The sequence below is a fragment of the Xanthomonas sp. WHRI 8393 genome (genome assembly GCF_040203315.1).
Lineage (GTDB): Bacteria > Pseudomonadota > Gammaproteobacteria > Xanthomonadales > Xanthomonadaceae > Xanthomonas > Xanthomonas arboricola.
In genome coordinates this window covers 453,447-466,833 of sequence record NZ_JBEGGL010000002.1, presented here as the reverse complement: position 1 = coordinate 466,833, position 13,387 = coordinate 453,447, and the positions used below count along the sequence as shown (strand labels likewise).

Genomic DNA, 13,387 nt, shown 5'->3' with positions numbered 1-13,387 from the left:
TTGCGCTTGCCTGCCTGCCGGCCGCGCGGCACGATGCAGGTCCAAGCCTAAAAGGACTGCCATGGCCGACCCAACCTACTGCCCCTGGATCCTCGGCGCACCGTGCATGAAGCCGGAGGTGTGGGCGGCATGGTGGCAAGCAGCGGGTTCGGTCCTGGCCATATTGGTGGCGGTTTGGATCCCTGCAAGCATCGCCAAGAAGGACCGGCGTCGGATCGAAAGAGAGAACGCCTACCGTGCCAGCAGCCTGGCGTTCGTCTTGGAACCGGCGTTGGAAAATCTCCGAGGAACTCTTTCCCAAGCGGCAGGGCAGTGGCAAGAGTCGCCGGTCAGGTTCGTCCAAGGTGACGGAGTGGCCTTGGTTCTTCCTGACGCACTGACCGAGCGTCTCGTCGACCTTCACATTCTGGGCGAGGCCGCACGACCAATTCACGTCGCCATAGTCGCCACAAACAGGCTTATCGACGCTGTGAACACGCAAGATGCCCATTGGCGGTACGGCGGCGAGTATGTCGACGAGCACGGCAAGGCGTACCCGATTCCAGAGCCCGTCCCAAGCGTTGAAGAGCATCTCGATGCGGCGAAAGGTGCGGCGGCACGTGCTATCTCCAAGCTTCGGGAAGTCCATGGTGTCTGAGGGGGCGGCCATCAGGCGGCCCTCCTTTCCTCGCCCGCCATCAGCAGATACTCGGCGCGCAGCGTGTCCGTCAGTCCAGGCAGGTACCGCTTGTCGATGTGGTCGCAGATGCCGCGGAAGAACTCTCCGAGTTCGCCCTCGTCCATCTCGTCGAATGCGATGGAGCGCGGCTGCGCGACAGACGCCTTGCCCAGCGGCCCCAGGTCGATCTCGAACGGCTCGCAGAACACGCCTGCCTCTGTCTGCACACGCTTGATCGCGTCATGCGCGGTCAGCGTCTCAAAGCCCTCGATGCCGTCCACCAGCAGATGCCCGAGCGCATGCACCATGCGATGGAATGCCGGGTTGCGCGGCTGCTTCAGCTCCGCGCGGATCTCGCGGCCGACGTTGAAGCGGCGCTCGCGCAGCAGCCGGCTATCGATCTGGTTGGCTGGTACCAGCGCGCCGACCAGCTCACCGGTGTCGGGATCTATCAGCTTGCGCACCACCAGGTAGATCGGGCGCGCAGCGCGTTTGGCCCGCACCTTCTTCGCGGCTTTGGTCATGGTCATGCGTCGACGTCCTGCCGCGGCGCGCGCGGCTTAAGGTTGCGGAAGCCGCGCGAGCGCGGGACCGGCTTTCCGTCGTCGCTTTCGATCGGCGCCGGCTCCCAGTACTCGGGCAGGTTCTGGAACTTGAAGCGCTCCGGCATGTAGAGCACGCGCACCTCGCCAGGAGGGCCACTGCGCTGCAGCGGAACCAGCAGCTCGGCGGTGCCCTTCCAGCGGCTGTCGCGGTGGTACACCTCGTCGCGGTAGATGAAGATCACCGCATCGGCGTCCTGCTCGATCGATCCGGAGTCACGCAGATCCGCAGGCTGCGGGCGCTTGTCGGGGCGGTCCTCCAGCTTGCGATTGAGCTGCGATAGCAGCAGCACCGGCACGCCCAGCTCGCCGGCCAGCAGCTTCAGGCCGCGGCTGATATCGCCTACGCCGTTGGCGCGGTTGTCGCCCTGGATCTCCATCAGCTGCAGGTAGTCAATGACGATCAAGCCCAGCGGCTTGCGGGCGTGCTGCCGGCGTGCCTGCGAGCTGACGTGCTCGACGCGTGCGCGGCGCGGCCGGCTGACGAAGATGTCCGCCGCGCGCAGCTTGCGCATCGCGCTGGTGACGTTCGTCCAGTCCACGTCGTCCAGGTCGCCGGAGCGGATCCGGTTGCCATCGATGCCGCCGACCGACGCCAGCATGCGGTCGCCCAGCTCCTCGGCCTGCATCTCGAAGCTGAAGACCGCGACCGCTTTGCGCAGGTGCAGTGCGACGTGCTCGGCGATGTTCAGCGCCAGCGTGGTCTTTCCCATTTTCGGGCGCGCCGCCAGAACGTACACGCCGCCCGGCTTCAGGCCACCCAGCAGGTCATCCAGGTCGTCGATGCCGGTGGTGATGCCGTGGATACCGCCGCCGTCGCGGGAGCGCTCGCCCAGGCGCTCGAACACGCGATCCATCACTGGAGCGACCGCTTCCAGCTCGCACGGCTGGCTGTCCATGAGCGAGCCGATGCGCGACTGGGCGGCGCCGATCAGCTCGATGCTGCTCTGCCCCTCCGGGTTGTAGCCTGCGTTGGCGATGTCGGTGCCGACTTGGATCAGCCGGCGAAGCCGCGCTTTGTCCGCCACGATCTCCGCATAGGCTCGGATGTTGGCCGCCGACGGCGTGGTACTGGCCAGCTCGATCAGGTACGCGCCATCGGCCACCTGCTCCAGCAGACCCTGCGCTTTGAACCAGTCGCCCATGGTCACCATGTCGAACGGCCGGCGCGGGTTCGCTGTCGCCATCTCGCGGATGGCGCGGAAGATCAGCACATGGTCGCGGCGGTAGAAGTCGCCCTCCTCCACCAGGTCGGCGATGTCGTCCCATGCGCGGTTGACCAGCATCAGACCACCGAGCACAGCCTGCTCGGCTTCCACGCTGTGCGGCGGCATGCGCAGTGCCTCCGAAGGCCGGTCGTGCCACATAGACGCGCTCTCGGCGCGCTCGGCGTCCAGCTGGTCGAGAAATTGCGACTCGTCGGCGTGGTGGTCGTAGTCGTAGCTCGTGCTCATGCGGCGTTCTCCGTCATCGCTCGATCGAACAGCTTCGCGATGACGTTCTCGCGCAGCAGGTACTCGAAGTCGGGCTTCCAGTTTTCATGGCCGGCACCGCCAGGCTTGCGGCCGGAATGGAACTCGTCGTCAGCGGCGGTCTCGAACAGCGCGGTCCAGAATTCGGCCGTGACACGCTCGTTGCCGTAGAGCTGCCGGCAGATCGCCCGGACGGTCGGCAGGGCCTTCTCGACGGCCTTGAGCCGCGGCTTGTTCAGCACGGTGCATGCGGTCAGTTCGCCGTTGGGCTTGGCCAGCACGCGGTTGTAGGCGGCCTGTGCTTCCTCGGCGATCTGCTGGATCCGCTCGGCTTTGCGTTTGCTCAGGTCTGCAGGTGGGGGACCAGGCGGGGTCAGCGTCAACGACGCGGACGAATCCGAGCGAAGCGAGGATGTTTCCTCTTCCCTTCCCTGTTCCTTTCCCTTCCCTGTTCCTTTCCTTTCAGGTGGTGAGGACTCACTGAGTTGTGCGTGAGTCGTAACTGAGGACTCCCACACAACCTGCATCGCCTTGATTTTGCTGGGTGTTGGCCTGTTGACCCGCTGGTGCTCATCGAATTTCACGACGCGGCCATAGCGCTTCCCGTCTTCGCCGACGCCGAGCTCGATGAAGCCGACTTTTGCCAACGATTGGAGGCTGTCGTGAGTACTCACTGAGGACTCACGGAGCGGTAAGCACTCGGCTTTAACCAGTGCCGGGTTGGCGTTGAAGTAGCCCTCGTCATCCGCGTGGTTGAGCAACGCGGCGGCAAGCATGTGTGTGATCTCTGGCAGTGCGCTCAGATCCTCGTGCTTCCAGAATTCGGGCTTGATGGTGCGGATCCTGGCCATCAGACAATCCCGCCCGCCCGCTCCATGCGCTTTACCTGACGGTCGCTGCGGCCCTCGCACTCGCTCTTGAGGTCCAGCCAGTAGGCGCGTGCGAGGCCCTTCTTGCCGGCCCCCTGCGCCTGCCGCGGCAGCTCGGCCAAGCGGCGAATGCGGCGCTCACGGCGCCAGTCCTCGAGCAGCTGCAGGATCATGCTGCGGCCCTCGTGACCTTGGCCTCGGCGAATGCGGCCTGCGCCATCTGGCCGAAGATCGCCTGCAGCTGGCCGCACAGCGTTGCCAGTGCCTTCGCCTCGTTGAGCGTGAGCACCTGGTCTGCGTACGAATCGGCGATGAGCTTGCAGAGCTTGCCCTTCAGCTCGCCGGCATCCAGCAGCGATTCGACAACGCCGCCGGCCAGCGTCACGTCGGCGCGCTGGACGATGAAATCGTGCTCGGCGGCGAGCGCGTGCAGGATCCGAAAGTCGCCGCTCAGCCCCATGATCTCGCTGGCTTCGGCCAGGGTCAGGTGGTGCGTGCGCGTGTTCGGGTTGACCTTGCTGCGGAGGACAGCCGCAGACATCTGCTTTTCCTCGCCCTTGTCGTTGATCGAGATCAGGCGTGTAGCCAGGGCAAGGCTGCCGCCGGGATAGTCTTTGACGGTCTTGTGTGCTGCATCGGAGATGTTCATTGGCGGGACACCTGAACGGGGAACGTGAAGGGAACATCCGCCACGCTTTGCGCCATGGACGCACTGCAACGACGGATAAAGTCAGCGAGAAGAAGGGCCCCAAACGTCACGACGATCGTGCGTGTGGGCGGCAACGTGTTTGGGCTGCGGTGGGTGGACGGCCGCATGCTCGTGAAGCTGTTGCGGAAGGGGTAAGACATGGCCGGGGAAGGTGTCGCCCCCCTTGCGGTAGGCTGCTGTTTCCACACGAGCAGCCCGCAAGGAGGGCGACATGGAAGCGAACTCAGTAACGTCGTATCCGATGGAGATCGGAGAGTCGTGCACTATCAACAATCACCACCCCACAGCCTTGGCAGTGCGCCTAACGAGCAAGGGCGGATCAACCATTCGTGTCGTCCTCCCTCCCACCGGTACGGTCACTGTCGTGTCTCAGGGCGACATCACCTCGTTCGAGGTGGACGTCATGGGCGGAGAACCCCTCGGGCCGCGCGCGCTCGACTAAATCGATGTGGATGGTCCCGTCGGCTGCTTTGTGCCGGCGGGCTTCCACCCCTTCGGGCAGAGAGAAGTTGATGTCAGTGCCCCCAAGAATGCGGGTGCCCACCACACGGCCGTTGTTAGGATCGACAGCGACCGTGAACCTGCTCCTGAGCGCCTGGTTGACGCGACCAGCAACAGCGATGTCGTTGGCAACCGTCGAGATGATCAGTTCCTGCAGCGACGGGCGTGCCTTGTCGGCGCGGCTGGGCTTGTTGAGCCAGTCACGCAGCCGCACTCGCGGGTTGAAGCGGTCAGGCAGCATCGGCCACCTCCCCAGCGGGGCTGGCCGGCGGCCAGATATCAGGCCGCAGTTCGGTCAGAGAGACGGCTCCCTGGCTCTGAACGTGCAGCTGGCGCACCAGGCCGCCATCGAAACGCTGGCCTTTGCTCATCGCCTTGCGGAGATAGCCAATGGAAGTGCCAGCGCGAGCGGCATAGTCGGCCTGCTCGGCTGGGGTCAAGGTCGTGAGGTAGCTGCGCAGAGTGTCCATGCGCCAAATATTACTCTTTGGTAATTCTGAGTCAATACCTTTTGGTCAATTACCGATAGGTAAGGGAAAATCGGTCATGACCTCTACAGACCCCACCATCGTTGCGCTGCGTCGCGCCCGTCTGCGTGCTTGGATCGATGACCGCCATGCTGGCGTACAGGCATCATTCGTAGGCGCCGTTGGCATCAACCAAGGCGAGCTGTCAGGACTGCTCAACGGGAAGAAGTCGTTTGGGGAGAAGAAGGCCAGGTCGCTCGAGCAAGCCGCCGGCATGCCAAGTGGCTACCTCGACAGTGATGCGACGTCCACGTCGCCGACCTCAACCGTCTTAGCTGCTGAGACCCCTCAGGGCTACCTTCGCTTCCAGCTTTTTGAAGGAGCAGCAGGTATGGGGCAAGGGGTGGTGAACCAAGATTTTCCTGAGGTTATGAAGGTCATGGAGGTGGCCGAATGGGAGGTGCGCCGAAAGCTCGGCTTTCTCCCAAAACCTGGGCGAATCCAAATCATCACTGGCCGCGGGCCCTCAATGCGTCCCAAGATTGAAGATGGCGACATCGTATGGATCGACACGTCAATCGACTACTTCGACGGTGACGACTACTACCTGATCAGCTACGACGGTGAGACACAGATCAAGATGCTGCAAAAGAGAAGCGATGGTCTGTATGTAGTGAGCGCGAATCCTGAATTTAAAGAGTGGCGCTGTGATCCGATGGATCTGGCCGTTCGCGGAAAAGCGCTGGTACACGCCGGGTTTCGCAGGTTCTAGAGATTAGGAGCAAGGCAACAAAATGAAGTTGATAACGAGCGCTCTGGCCTGCATGTGCATACTCGGCTGCAGCAGGCAGGACAGCAGCAACGCCTCGCCGCCTGGACCGCTCCCAGCCGCAACGAGCTTCGTTGGGCTCGAGATCGGCTCATCAAACACCATGCCGGAATGCGCTCGGTATACCCCAGACGGGGATTATCAAGTGGCAAGCCTGCAGCCTGTCACTCCGTGCTTTATACCGCCCCTCAATGAAGTAGTTGCTATTGATGGTGTTGAGGTAAAGCGACCGGCGGACTTCCCCAAGAACATCGCCATCCTGTTTCGAGCAGAGCAGGTTCCGGCAGGCATAGACACGAGAGCAGCTGGAATTATCCAGGCCGGCAGATTGGCCGAGGTAGCCGTCGAGCAGTCTGCTGATGCCTCCTACGATGACAGGAAGGCATTCATCCCATTGCTTAGTAAAAAGTACGGCCAGCTCGCGGGGTTTACCTCGGAGCGGGATGTGTACTGGCATCAACCAAACATGGACGTCATCTACTACCCAGCCCCAATGCCCTACAAGGTAAGGATCGTCGCCAGGTCGACCTCCTACAAAGAGTGGCTACAGCGCTCGGCTCCTGCCCCACAGAAGCCAGGAACGTTCTAACTCCCGTCGACGCTCCCCTGAAGCGGGCTAAGCCGCGCCAAAAATAATTACCATCTGGTATTGACATGCAATTACCGTTTGGTAATCTACGTCCATCGCAACGAACCACCCGGATCCCGCCGGGGACGTGCGACGGAGAACGTAGATGTCCAGCACCCGCTGCCACCCGTACCACCCGCAATGCGGCTGCGCGACCTGCAGCCGGCATGAGCTGTCCGACGAGCGCGCCGACGTTCTGGCGCTGGCCCTGCACCGCGATGGCAGCGTACTGAGCGAGGCGCTGGGCGAGCTGACGACCGAGCAGCTGGCCCCGATCGCCGGCCACCTAGCCCAAGGCAACGACGAAGGCGCTGCCGAGATCCTGCGCGCCGCAGTCACCGACTACCTGTCGCAGCTGATCACCGGCCGCATGGACGACGTGGACTGCTCGCGCATCGAGGCGGTGCAGCACTACCTGACGGTGTACGAAGCCAAGCCGGCGCCGGTCGCCGTGATGCCGTGGCGGGTGGCCGCATGAGCGCCTTTCACGACTGCAGACGCCCCGCAATCGCAAACATGGACCACACGGTGGGCAGCGGCAACCTTGACTGCACCCCGATGGTCAACCGCATGTGCCTGACCTGCGGCACCCACTGGTATGGAGAGGCGAAGCGAGCGGTATTCGAAATACCGCAACGCGTTTGGGATCGCTGGATGAACTCGGCGATGGAGCGCACCGCATGAGCGCCGTCATCCCCTTCCCCACCGCTGCGCGCGGCGCCGACCTGGTGCGCGACATCGCGCTTGATCGTGGCTATGGCGCGATCACCGTGGCGCAGCTGGTGCGCACCTTCAATCCCGACAACGTGCGCCCTCTGCGCGTGCAGGCATCGCAGCACGTGCGCGATCCGGGCGAGTCGGCAACGACCTACTTCGACGGCCCGGAGGCTGCGTGATGGGAGACATGGGCGACATCTTCAACGCGCAACGCGCGGCAACGAAAGAACATCGTGCCGAGATGCTGGGCAAGGCAGATACGACCGGTTGGAAGCAGCACACACCGTGGCACTTCTCCCGGATGTTCGGCGCCAAGCGTATCGACTGGTGGCCTAGCGCTGGCAAGGCACAGATCAACGGCAGGGAAATGGTCTACGGCCACCGCAAGGTCAACGCATTCATCGCCAAGTTGAAGGCAAAGGAAGTGCAGCCGTGACTGACAAAGAATTTCAACGCCACATGCTGCGCGAGGACATTCCGTTCGCGATCGTCTGCATGGTTGTGGGCGCTGTGCTGACGCTGCTGGCCCAGGCGGTGTTCTCGTGACTGGCCGCCACTACTACCGCTTCCTGTTCCTCGGCGAGTCGATTTTGTTCTTGGCCGCGCTGGCGATCTTTGCCTACGAACAGGGCGCGCACGCGATCTGCTCCGCCCTGCTGATTGTTGCCTTCGTGCTGTCGCTGCACGTGCCGGAGAGCTGGCGCAATGCCCGAGCACGTGCCCATCGCGACCAGGCGCAGCCGGCCACCGGCAGCACGCCCGATTTTCAGGAACCGCCGCGCCGCGGCATCCGCTGATCCCCGCCGGTCCGCCGGCACCACCGACGAGGTATCCAATGTTTCAGCTCGAAAGGCACGAGGCGTCCATCGCCAACGTCAACCAACGCATCCAACGGCACGGCGAAGAACGCCAGCTGGCCGCCGACATCAAGTTCGTCCTGAGTGTCAGCAACGAAGCGCTCGATTCGTTCGACTCCACGCTGCGGCACGACCTGTTCCGCAAGCCGGCGAAGGGCGAGCAGCAGGATCTGCCGCAGATCGGCGGTGATGGCCTGACCGCAGTGAAGCATCCGGCACTGGAGCCGCTGAAGCTGAGCCACGAGTTCACCGGCTACGAGATGCACCTGGCCGGCCTGCTGGAAGCCGGGGATCCCATCGTCTTGGTCGACGTGAAGCTCAAGCGCTTCGTGATCGAGCCGAAGGAAGGCGGCAGCTTGGCGATGTCATTTACCGCCTCGTCTGAGGTAGACCCGCAGGAACTGGCCGAATTGTCGGAAGCGCTGATCCGCGAAGACGTGCTGTTGTCGCTGATCGCGCCGAAGCGCGCCGGCCAGGCTGCCGAGGATCTGACCGAAGGCGGCGACACCCTGGATGCGCAGGACACCGCGGCAGCTGCTGCCGAAGCCGCGAGCCTGATCGACGCCGGCAAGAAGGTGGCGGCATGAACGCGCCCGTCCGCATCCCGCTGATTGACGTGGAAAGCCGCCAGATCGCGGCGATCGGCCACGACGCCGCCAGCCAGACATTGGCCGTGCGCTTCAAGAACTGGAAGGCCGAGATCACCTCGCTCTACCACTACGACAACGTCACCGCTGAGGACTACGCCGCGCTGCAGGCGGCCGAGTCGAAGGGCGGCCACTTCAACAAGGTGATCAAAGCCGACCCTGTGCGCTGGCCCTACCGCAAGGTCGAAGACCGTCCGCTCTCCGACGCGGCCTGATCCCAAACCCTGATCCGTGGCAGGTGTCCACGGACGCGATCGCACCGCGCATTGACTCTCGAAGGTCAGACGTTAAAGGCAGGAAGGGAACCGCACGCACCGCCGATATGTGCGCGAGAAGGAGCGGGAGGCGAGAGCCTATGCAGCCGGGAAAGACCGGCCCCAGCGAAAGCTCATGGGTGAACGAGTGGTGCGGATGCAACGCCGCTGACCGCCGGGAAAGACCGGCCTCTATCCATAGCGGAGCGGCTTGCGATCAACGAGCGTCCATGTCTTGCGTATCGAAGACCAGGCCGCTCCGCTATGGAGGGAATGCGCAGTGGTGATGCGCTCAAACGTGACACCAGCACATCCGCAAAAGCGATGGCACGACTGAGGCGGACACCTGGTAAGCCGCCGCCGGGATAACACCACCGGCCCCTCCACCACACCCCGACGCGTAGGGCGCGAGCGAGCCCAGCGTGGCCCCGGCTTGACGGGGCACCTCATTCCCACCTCGCCGGAATCGCCGGCTGGAGCAAGCACGCAATGAACGCACAAGTACAAGAAGGCCAGCTCGTCCCCGAGGAAGGCATGGCCGCCATGATCAGCCGCTCGGAGATCGAGCAGCAGATCTCCACCGCACGCCGATTCCCGCGCTCGCTCAAGCGCTTCCGCGACGAGGCCATCCAGATGGTCACGCTGAGCCAGAGCATCGCCGAGCAGTGTGTCTACGCCCTGCCTCGAGACGGCAAGACGATCGAAGGCCCGTCTGCACGCTTCGCCGAGATCGTCGCATCCGCGTGGGGAAACAACCGTGCAGGAGCACGCGTCATCGACGACAAGGGCGAGTTCATCACCGCGCAGGGCGTCTTCCATGACCTGGAGCGTAACGTGGCAATCACCTACGAGGTGCAGCGCCGGATCGTCGACCGCCAGGGGCGCCGCTTCAAGGCCGACATGATCGGTGTGACGGCAAACGCTGCCTGTTCGATCGCGCTGCGCAACGCAGTGCTTAAGGGTGTGCCGAAGGCGTTCTGGGAGGACATGTACGTCGAGGCCCGTAAGGTGATCATGGGCGACATCAAGACCTTGGCGAACCGTCGCGCCGATGCGCTGGCGCACTTCCAGCGGTTTGGGGTTTCGGCCGATCAGGTCTGCGCCAAGCTGGACGTTGCTGGCGTCGAGGACATCGGCCTGGAGCACCTGGTCCTGCTGCGCGGCATCGTGACCGCGATCAAGGAAGGCGACACGACTCCGGAAGACGCCTTCGCAGGCACCGCCACTGCAAGCACGCAAAAGCCCACTGGCTACACCCCCGAAGCCTTCACGGCGTCCATGAAGACGTGGAGCGCCGCGATACAGGCCGGCAAAAAGTCTGCTGACGAAATCATTGCGATGGCCGAAACGAAGGGCGCTTTGACTGCGGAACAACGCGCAGCAATCCACGCGTGCGAGAAGCCGGCCGGTACCGACACCCACACCGCCGAAGCAACCGGAGATCAAGCATGAAGATGGTCAACCTGATCCAGGGCACGCCGGAATGGCATGCCCACCGTGCCACGCACCTCAACGCCAGCGACGCACCGGCGATGCTTGGCTGCAGCCCGTACAAGACGCGCGCGCAGCTGGTGCGCGAAGTCGCTACCGGCATCGGTGAGGAACACGACGACGCCACCCTGCAGCGCTTTGCCGATGGCCACCGCTACGAAGCCCTCGCACGTCCGATCGCAGAGCAGATCATCGGCGAGGATCTGTACCCGTGCGTCGGCACCGAGGGCAAGTACTCGGCCAGCTTCGACGGCCTGACGCTGCTCGAGGAAACCGCGTTCGAGCACAAGAGCCTCAACAACGACTTGCGTGCCTGCATGCGTGACGAGGGCAACGGCTGGAGCCTGCCAAAGCATTACCAGGTGCAGATGGAGCAGCAGCTTCTGGTCTCCGGCGCGGCGCGTGTGCTGTTCATGGCGTCGAAGTGGCACGGCGATGAGTTGGTCGAAGAACGGCACTGCTGGTACGCCAGCAATCCGGATCTGCGCGCCGAGCTGGTCGCTGGCTGGGAGCAGTTCGAGGCCGATGTCGCCGCCTACGAACATGTCGAGAAAGCGGAACCGGCCGTCAGCGGCCGCGCGCCCGAAACGTTGCCGTCACTGCACATCGCCGTAACCGGCATGGTGACCGCGTCCAACCTCGCCGAGTTCAAGGCATCGGCAATGGCCGTGCTGAGCGGCATCAACCGCGACCTGCAGACCGACGACGACTTCGCCAATGCCGAGCAGACGGTGAAGTGGTGCAAGGGCGTCGAGGAGCGGCTGGAGGCGACAAAGCAGCAGATCCTCGGCCAAACCGCCGACATCGATGCGGTGTTCCGGACCATGGATGACGTCGCCGCTGAAGCGCGCCGCGTCCGCCTGGAGCTGGACAAGCTGGTCAAGGTCGAGAAGGACAACCGCCGCACCCAGATCGTCGCCAACGGCGTGCAGGCGGTGCGGGATCACTACGCGTCCATCAACGCGGGACTCGATGCGCATGCGCTGGCGATACCGGCTTCGCTGCAGGCCGACATCGGCGCGGTGATTAAGGGCAAGAAGTCGATCAGCAGCATGCAGGATGCCGTCGGCACCGCTGCCGCCAACGCCAAGATCGCCGCCAGCCAGCAGGCCGAGCGCGTGCGCGCGAACGTGCGCGTGCTGGAAATGGAAATGGGCACCTTCGCCGGCCTGTTCCATGACCGCGTGCAGCTGTGCGCCACGAAGTCGCCGGAGGATCTGCGCAACCTGATCACCGCGCGCATCACGGAGCAGAAGCGTGTCGACGAGCAGCGACTGGAATCCCAGCGCGAGAAGATCCGTCAGGAGGAAGCGGACAAGCTGGCGCGCGAGCAGCAGGAGCGCGAGGAAGAACAGCGCCGCGCCGATGCACAGGCCGAGGCAGCACGTAACGCTGCTGCTGCGCCGGCGCCCGCCGCTGCTGCTCCCGCCCCGGCCGTAGTGTCGTCACCGGCACCGGCACCGGTGGCTGCGGCTCCTGCTGACCTCTCCCCTGCCCTCGCTCAAGCGGTCAAGTCATTGGCCGCACCGGCACCGGCCCAGGTAGTGCGCATCAAGCTCGGCGACATCAACGCAAAGATCGCACCGCTGACGATCACCGCCGATGGCCTGGCGCAGCTCGGCTTCCAGCCGGTGACCATCGAGCGCGCCTCGAAGCTGTACGACGCGGCCCAGTTGCCGGCCATGTTCAACGCCATGCAGCAGGTGTTCGCCCGTGCGGCCGCCGACCGCTACCAGCAGGCCGCCTGATGTCGCGCGTCTGCTCCAGCTGTGAAAGGTCGCTCAGCGATTCGGAGTTTCCGGTGCAGAACGGGCGCGTCGTCAACGTCTGCGTGCTCTGCCGGAACGATATCAAGCGGGCGCAGACCAGGCTCGCACCGATCCGCCGTGACCCCGAGCAGATCCGGCTCAACAACGTCGCTGCGCTGTGGCATGGCCCGGTGCAGCGCACTCACCTGCTGAGGAACTTCGCATGACTAAGACAGTATGGAAGCTCTACAGGCGACACCTAATTTCTAGAAGCTCTTCGCCTTATGCGCCGTCATTAGGCACAAGAATAAATCGAGCATTTTGCACATCTTTTTTGACCGTCAGCGATAAATCGAATGCAACTTGGACAGCTCTCCGAAACAGCGCTACGTCCTTATCCCCCGCAGTGGTCAAGCTCGTCTCGTCGCAGAGCGGCAAGCCCATAAGAACCGTGGAGACTAAACCTTTCAAGCGAGCTAACCGATTGGCCAGGTCGTTTGGTAGCACATGCAGGCGTTCAATTCTCAGGTCCATGGAGGGGGTCACGAGCTGCATATTCAATCTACTGAGGCTCGTGAGTAAAGCCTCAACGTTTTCGTGCTTACAAGGAGGATCGGAACTCAACTGGTCCACCAAGGCCCGAAGCCTATTGGCAACGAAAGTTGTTTCAGGCTCAAGCAACAGCATGAGCAATTGGGCTTCACGATGCACTAGCTCGGCAGTCTCTCGATGGGCATTTCGCGCAATCGAGTTTGCTCGATATGCGATGTATGCGAGGACGAGCGTCGAGGCAAGCGAAATAAAAAGCGCTGCAATGGCAACGAATAACCCAGCTAATCCTGCAATCGCACTCCAGGCTTCCCACCACACTGTGCACTGGCTTCCCAGGCGAACGCACTGTGTAACACCGCTTACCCAATCAAGTTCCATTCATCTGC

20 protein-coding genes and 1 pseudogene are annotated in these 13,387 nt (G+C 63.3%); 13 read left to right on the top strand and 8 right to left on the bottom strand.

All coding sequences use genetic code 11. From position 1 onward, the window contains the following. Window positions 1–61 precede the first annotated feature (61 nt). Window positions 62–637: a hypothetical protein gene (locus ABQ137_RS07980; RefSeq protein WP_349781881.1), complete on the top strand. Its 576-nt coding sequence runs from the start codon at window positions 62–64 to the stop codon at window positions 635–637. Window positions 638–648: 11 nt separating this feature from the next. Here the strand turns inward: ABQ137_RS07980 and ABQ137_RS07975 are convergent, their stop codons facing one another. The 7 genes and pseudogenes from ABQ137_RS07975 to ABQ137_RS07945 all read right to left on the bottom strand — a co-directional run bounded on the left by ABQ137_RS07975 (window position 649) and on the right by ABQ137_RS07945 (window position 5,281). After that, on the bottom strand, window positions 649–1,125 hold the full coding sequence (locus tag ABQ137_RS07975; RefSeq protein WP_349781879.1) for a hypothetical protein: 477 nt from the start codon (window positions 1,123–1,125) through the stop codon (window positions 649–651). Window positions 1,126–1,298: 173 nt separating this feature from the next. After that, a pseudogene (gene dnaB / locus ABQ137_RS07970) lies at window positions 1,299–2,714 on the bottom strand (replicative DNA helicase); the annotation flags it as partial. Beyond that, window positions 2,711–3,583 carry a hypothetical protein gene (locus ABQ137_RS07965; protein WP_349781875.1) on the bottom strand — a complete coding sequence of 291 codons (873 nt, stop codon included), beginning with the start codon at window positions 3,581–3,583 and terminating at the stop codon, window positions 2,711–2,713. The pseudogene dnaB and the gene ABQ137_RS07965, both read right to left, overlap by 4 nt. Beyond that, window positions 3,583–3,774, bottom strand: a complete 192-nt coding sequence (locus ABQ137_RS07960) for a hypothetical protein (RefSeq protein ID WP_349781873.1) — start codon at window positions 3,772–3,774, stop codon at window positions 3,583–3,585. Before ABQ137_RS07960 ends, ABQ137_RS07965 begins: the two co-directional genes overlap by 1 nt. After that, on the bottom strand, window positions 3,771–4,250 hold the full coding sequence (locus tag ABQ137_RS07955) for a phage regulatory CII family protein (protein ID WP_047130269.1): 480 nt from the start codon (window positions 4,248–4,250) through the stop codon (window positions 3,771–3,773). Before ABQ137_RS07955 ends, ABQ137_RS07960 begins: the two co-directional genes overlap by 4 nt. A gap of 379 nt (window positions 4,251–4,629) precedes the next feature. Further along, entirely contained in the window at window positions 4,630–5,052 is a 423-nt protein-coding gene (locus ABQ137_RS07950) for a hypothetical protein (protein WP_349781871.1), read from the bottom strand. Then, window positions 5,042–5,281: a hypothetical protein gene (locus ABQ137_RS07945; protein WP_349781869.1), complete on the bottom strand. Its 240-nt coding sequence runs from the start codon at window positions 5,279–5,281 to the stop codon at window positions 5,042–5,044. The genes ABQ137_RS07950 and ABQ137_RS07945 overlap by 11 nt, the downstream gene beginning before the upstream one ends. A 76-nt stretch (window positions 5,282–5,357) precedes the next feature. Between ABQ137_RS07945 and ABQ137_RS07940 the strand changes: the two genes are divergently transcribed. From ABQ137_RS07940 to ABQ137_RS07885, 12 genes are all read left to right on the top strand, one after another. Next, the gene (locus ABQ137_RS07940; protein ID WP_349781867.1) at window positions 5,358–6,050 is read left to right on the top strand and encodes a S24 family peptidase; all 693 of its coding nucleotides are present in this window, start codon (window positions 5,358–5,360) and stop codon (window positions 6,048–6,050) included. A gap of 22 nt (window positions 6,051–6,072) precedes the next feature. After that, a complete protein-coding gene (locus tag ABQ137_RS07935) occupies window positions 6,073–6,696 on the top strand; it encodes a hypothetical protein (protein ID WP_349781865.1) in 624 nt (207 codons plus the stop codon). A 145-nt stretch (window positions 6,697–6,841) separates the two neighbouring features. Next, window positions 6,842–7,213, top strand: coding sequence for a hypothetical protein (locus ABQ137_RS07930; protein WP_349781863.1), 372 nt, complete (start codon window positions 6,842–6,844; stop codon window positions 7,211–7,213). A gap of 38 nt (window positions 7,214–7,251) precedes the next feature. Then, window positions 7,252–7,419, top strand: coding sequence for a hypothetical protein (locus ABQ137_RS07925; RefSeq protein ID WP_349781861.1), 168 nt, complete (start codon window positions 7,252–7,254; stop codon window positions 7,417–7,419). Continuing rightward, window positions 7,416–7,631: a hypothetical protein gene (locus ABQ137_RS07920; protein WP_349781859.1), complete on the top strand. Its 216-nt coding sequence runs from the start codon at window positions 7,416–7,418 to the stop codon at window positions 7,629–7,631. The genes ABQ137_RS07925 and ABQ137_RS07920 overlap by 4 nt, the downstream gene beginning before the upstream one ends. A gap of 8 nt (window positions 7,632–7,639) precedes the next feature. Next, window positions 7,640–7,888: a hypothetical protein gene (locus tag ABQ137_RS07915; protein WP_349781857.1), complete on the top strand. Its 249-nt coding sequence runs from the start codon at window positions 7,640–7,642 to the stop codon at window positions 7,886–7,888. A gap of 106 nt (window positions 7,889–7,994) precedes the next feature. Continuing rightward, window positions 7,995–8,249, top strand: a complete 255-nt coding sequence (locus tag ABQ137_RS07910) for a hypothetical protein (RefSeq protein WP_349781855.1) — start codon at window positions 7,995–7,997, stop codon at window positions 8,247–8,249. A gap of 38 nt (window positions 8,250–8,287) precedes the next feature. Further along, the gene (locus ABQ137_RS07905; RefSeq protein ID WP_047124364.1) at window positions 8,288–8,896 is read left to right on the top strand and encodes a hypothetical protein; all 609 of its coding nucleotides are present in this window, start codon (window positions 8,288–8,290) and stop codon (window positions 8,894–8,896) included. Continuing rightward, a complete protein-coding gene (locus ABQ137_RS07900; RefSeq protein WP_349781853.1) occupies window positions 8,893–9,171 on the top strand; it encodes a KTSC domain-containing protein in 279 nt (92 codons plus the stop codon). Before ABQ137_RS07905 ends, ABQ137_RS07900 begins: the two co-directional genes overlap by 4 nt. Window positions 9,172–9,699: 528 nt before the next feature. Next, window positions 9,700–10,662, top strand: a complete 963-nt coding sequence (locus ABQ137_RS07895) for a hypothetical protein (RefSeq protein ID WP_349781851.1) — start codon at window positions 9,700–9,702, stop codon at window positions 10,660–10,662. After that, entirely contained in the window at window positions 10,659–12,449 is a 1,791-nt protein-coding gene (locus ABQ137_RS07890; RefSeq protein WP_349781849.1) for a lambda-exonuclease family protein, read from the top strand. Before ABQ137_RS07895 ends, ABQ137_RS07890 begins: the two co-directional genes overlap by 4 nt. After that, window positions 12,449–12,676: a hypothetical protein gene (locus ABQ137_RS07885; RefSeq protein WP_349781847.1), complete on the top strand. Its 228-nt coding sequence runs from the start codon at window positions 12,449–12,451 to the stop codon at window positions 12,674–12,676. The genes ABQ137_RS07890 and ABQ137_RS07885 overlap by 1 nt, the downstream gene beginning before the upstream one ends. 55 nt (window positions 12,677–12,731) lie before the next feature. On the opposite strand, the gene ABQ137_RS07880 is transcribed toward ABQ137_RS07885, so the two are convergent. Further along, entirely contained in the window at window positions 12,732–13,379 is a 648-nt protein-coding gene (locus ABQ137_RS07880; RefSeq protein ID WP_349781845.1) for a hypothetical protein, read from the bottom strand. Window positions 13,380–13,387: the final 8 nt, after the last annotated feature.

Coding starts and splice junctions, on each gene's coding strand:
- ABQ137_RS07920 (WP_349781859.1), top strand. CDS start 7,416: ATGAGCGCCGTCATCCCCTTCCCCACCGCTGCGCGCGGCGCCGACCTG.
- ABQ137_RS07915 (WP_349781857.1), top strand. CDS start 7,640: ATGGGCGACATCTTCAACGCGCAACGCGCGGCAACGAAAGAACATCGT.
- ABQ137_RS07890 (WP_349781849.1), top strand. CDS start 10,659: ATGAAGATGGTCAACCTGATCCAGGGCACGCCGGAATGGCATGCCCAC.
- ABQ137_RS07955 (WP_047130269.1), bottom strand. CDS start 4,250: ATGAACATCTCCGATGCAGCACACAAGACCGTCAAAGACTATCCCGGC.
- ABQ137_RS07905 (WP_047124364.1), top strand. CDS start 8,288: ATGTTTCAGCTCGAAAGGCACGAGGCGTCCATCGCCAACGTCAACCAA.
- ABQ137_RS07925 (WP_349781861.1), top strand. CDS start 7,252: ATGGACCACACGGTGGGCAGCGGCAACCTTGACTGCACCCCGATGGTC.
- ABQ137_RS07900 (WP_349781853.1), top strand. CDS start 8,893: ATGAACGCGCCCGTCCGCATCCCGCTGATTGACGTGGAAAGCCGCCAG.
- ABQ137_RS07980 (WP_349781881.1), top strand. CDS start 62: ATGGCCGACCCAACCTACTGCCCCTGGATCCTCGGCGCACCGTGCATG.
- ABQ137_RS07880 (WP_349781845.1), bottom strand. CDS start 13,379: ATGGAACTTGATTGGGTAAGCGGTGTTACACAGTGCGTTCGCCTGGGA.
- ABQ137_RS07885 (WP_349781847.1), top strand. CDS start 12,449: ATGTCGCGCGTCTGCTCCAGCTGTGAAAGGTCGCTCAGCGATTCGGAG.
- ABQ137_RS07935 (WP_349781865.1), top strand. CDS start 6,073: ATGAAGTTGATAACGAGCGCTCTGGCCTGCATGTGCATACTCGGCTGC.
- ABQ137_RS07930 (WP_349781863.1), top strand. CDS start 6,842: ATGTCCAGCACCCGCTGCCACCCGTACCACCCGCAATGCGGCTGCGCG.
- ABQ137_RS07950 (WP_349781871.1), bottom strand. CDS start 5,052: ATGCTGCCTGACCGCTTCAACCCGCGAGTGCGGCTGCGTGACTGGCTC.
- ABQ137_RS07945 (WP_349781869.1), bottom strand. CDS start 5,281: ATGGACACTCTGCGCAGCTACCTCACGACCTTGACCCCAGCCGAGCAG.
- ABQ137_RS07940 (WP_349781867.1), top strand. CDS start 5,358: ATGACCTCTACAGACCCCACCATCGTTGCGCTGCGTCGCGCCCGTCTG.
- ABQ137_RS07960 (WP_349781873.1), bottom strand. CDS start 3,774: ATGATCCTGCAGCTGCTCGAGGACTGGCGCCGTGAGCGCCGCATTCGC.
- ABQ137_RS07965 (WP_349781875.1), bottom strand. CDS start 3,583: ATGGCCAGGATCCGCACCATCAAGCCCGAATTCTGGAAGCACGAGGAT.
- ABQ137_RS07895 (WP_349781851.1), top strand. CDS start 9,700: ATGAACGCACAAGTACAAGAAGGCCAGCTCGTCCCCGAGGAAGGCATG.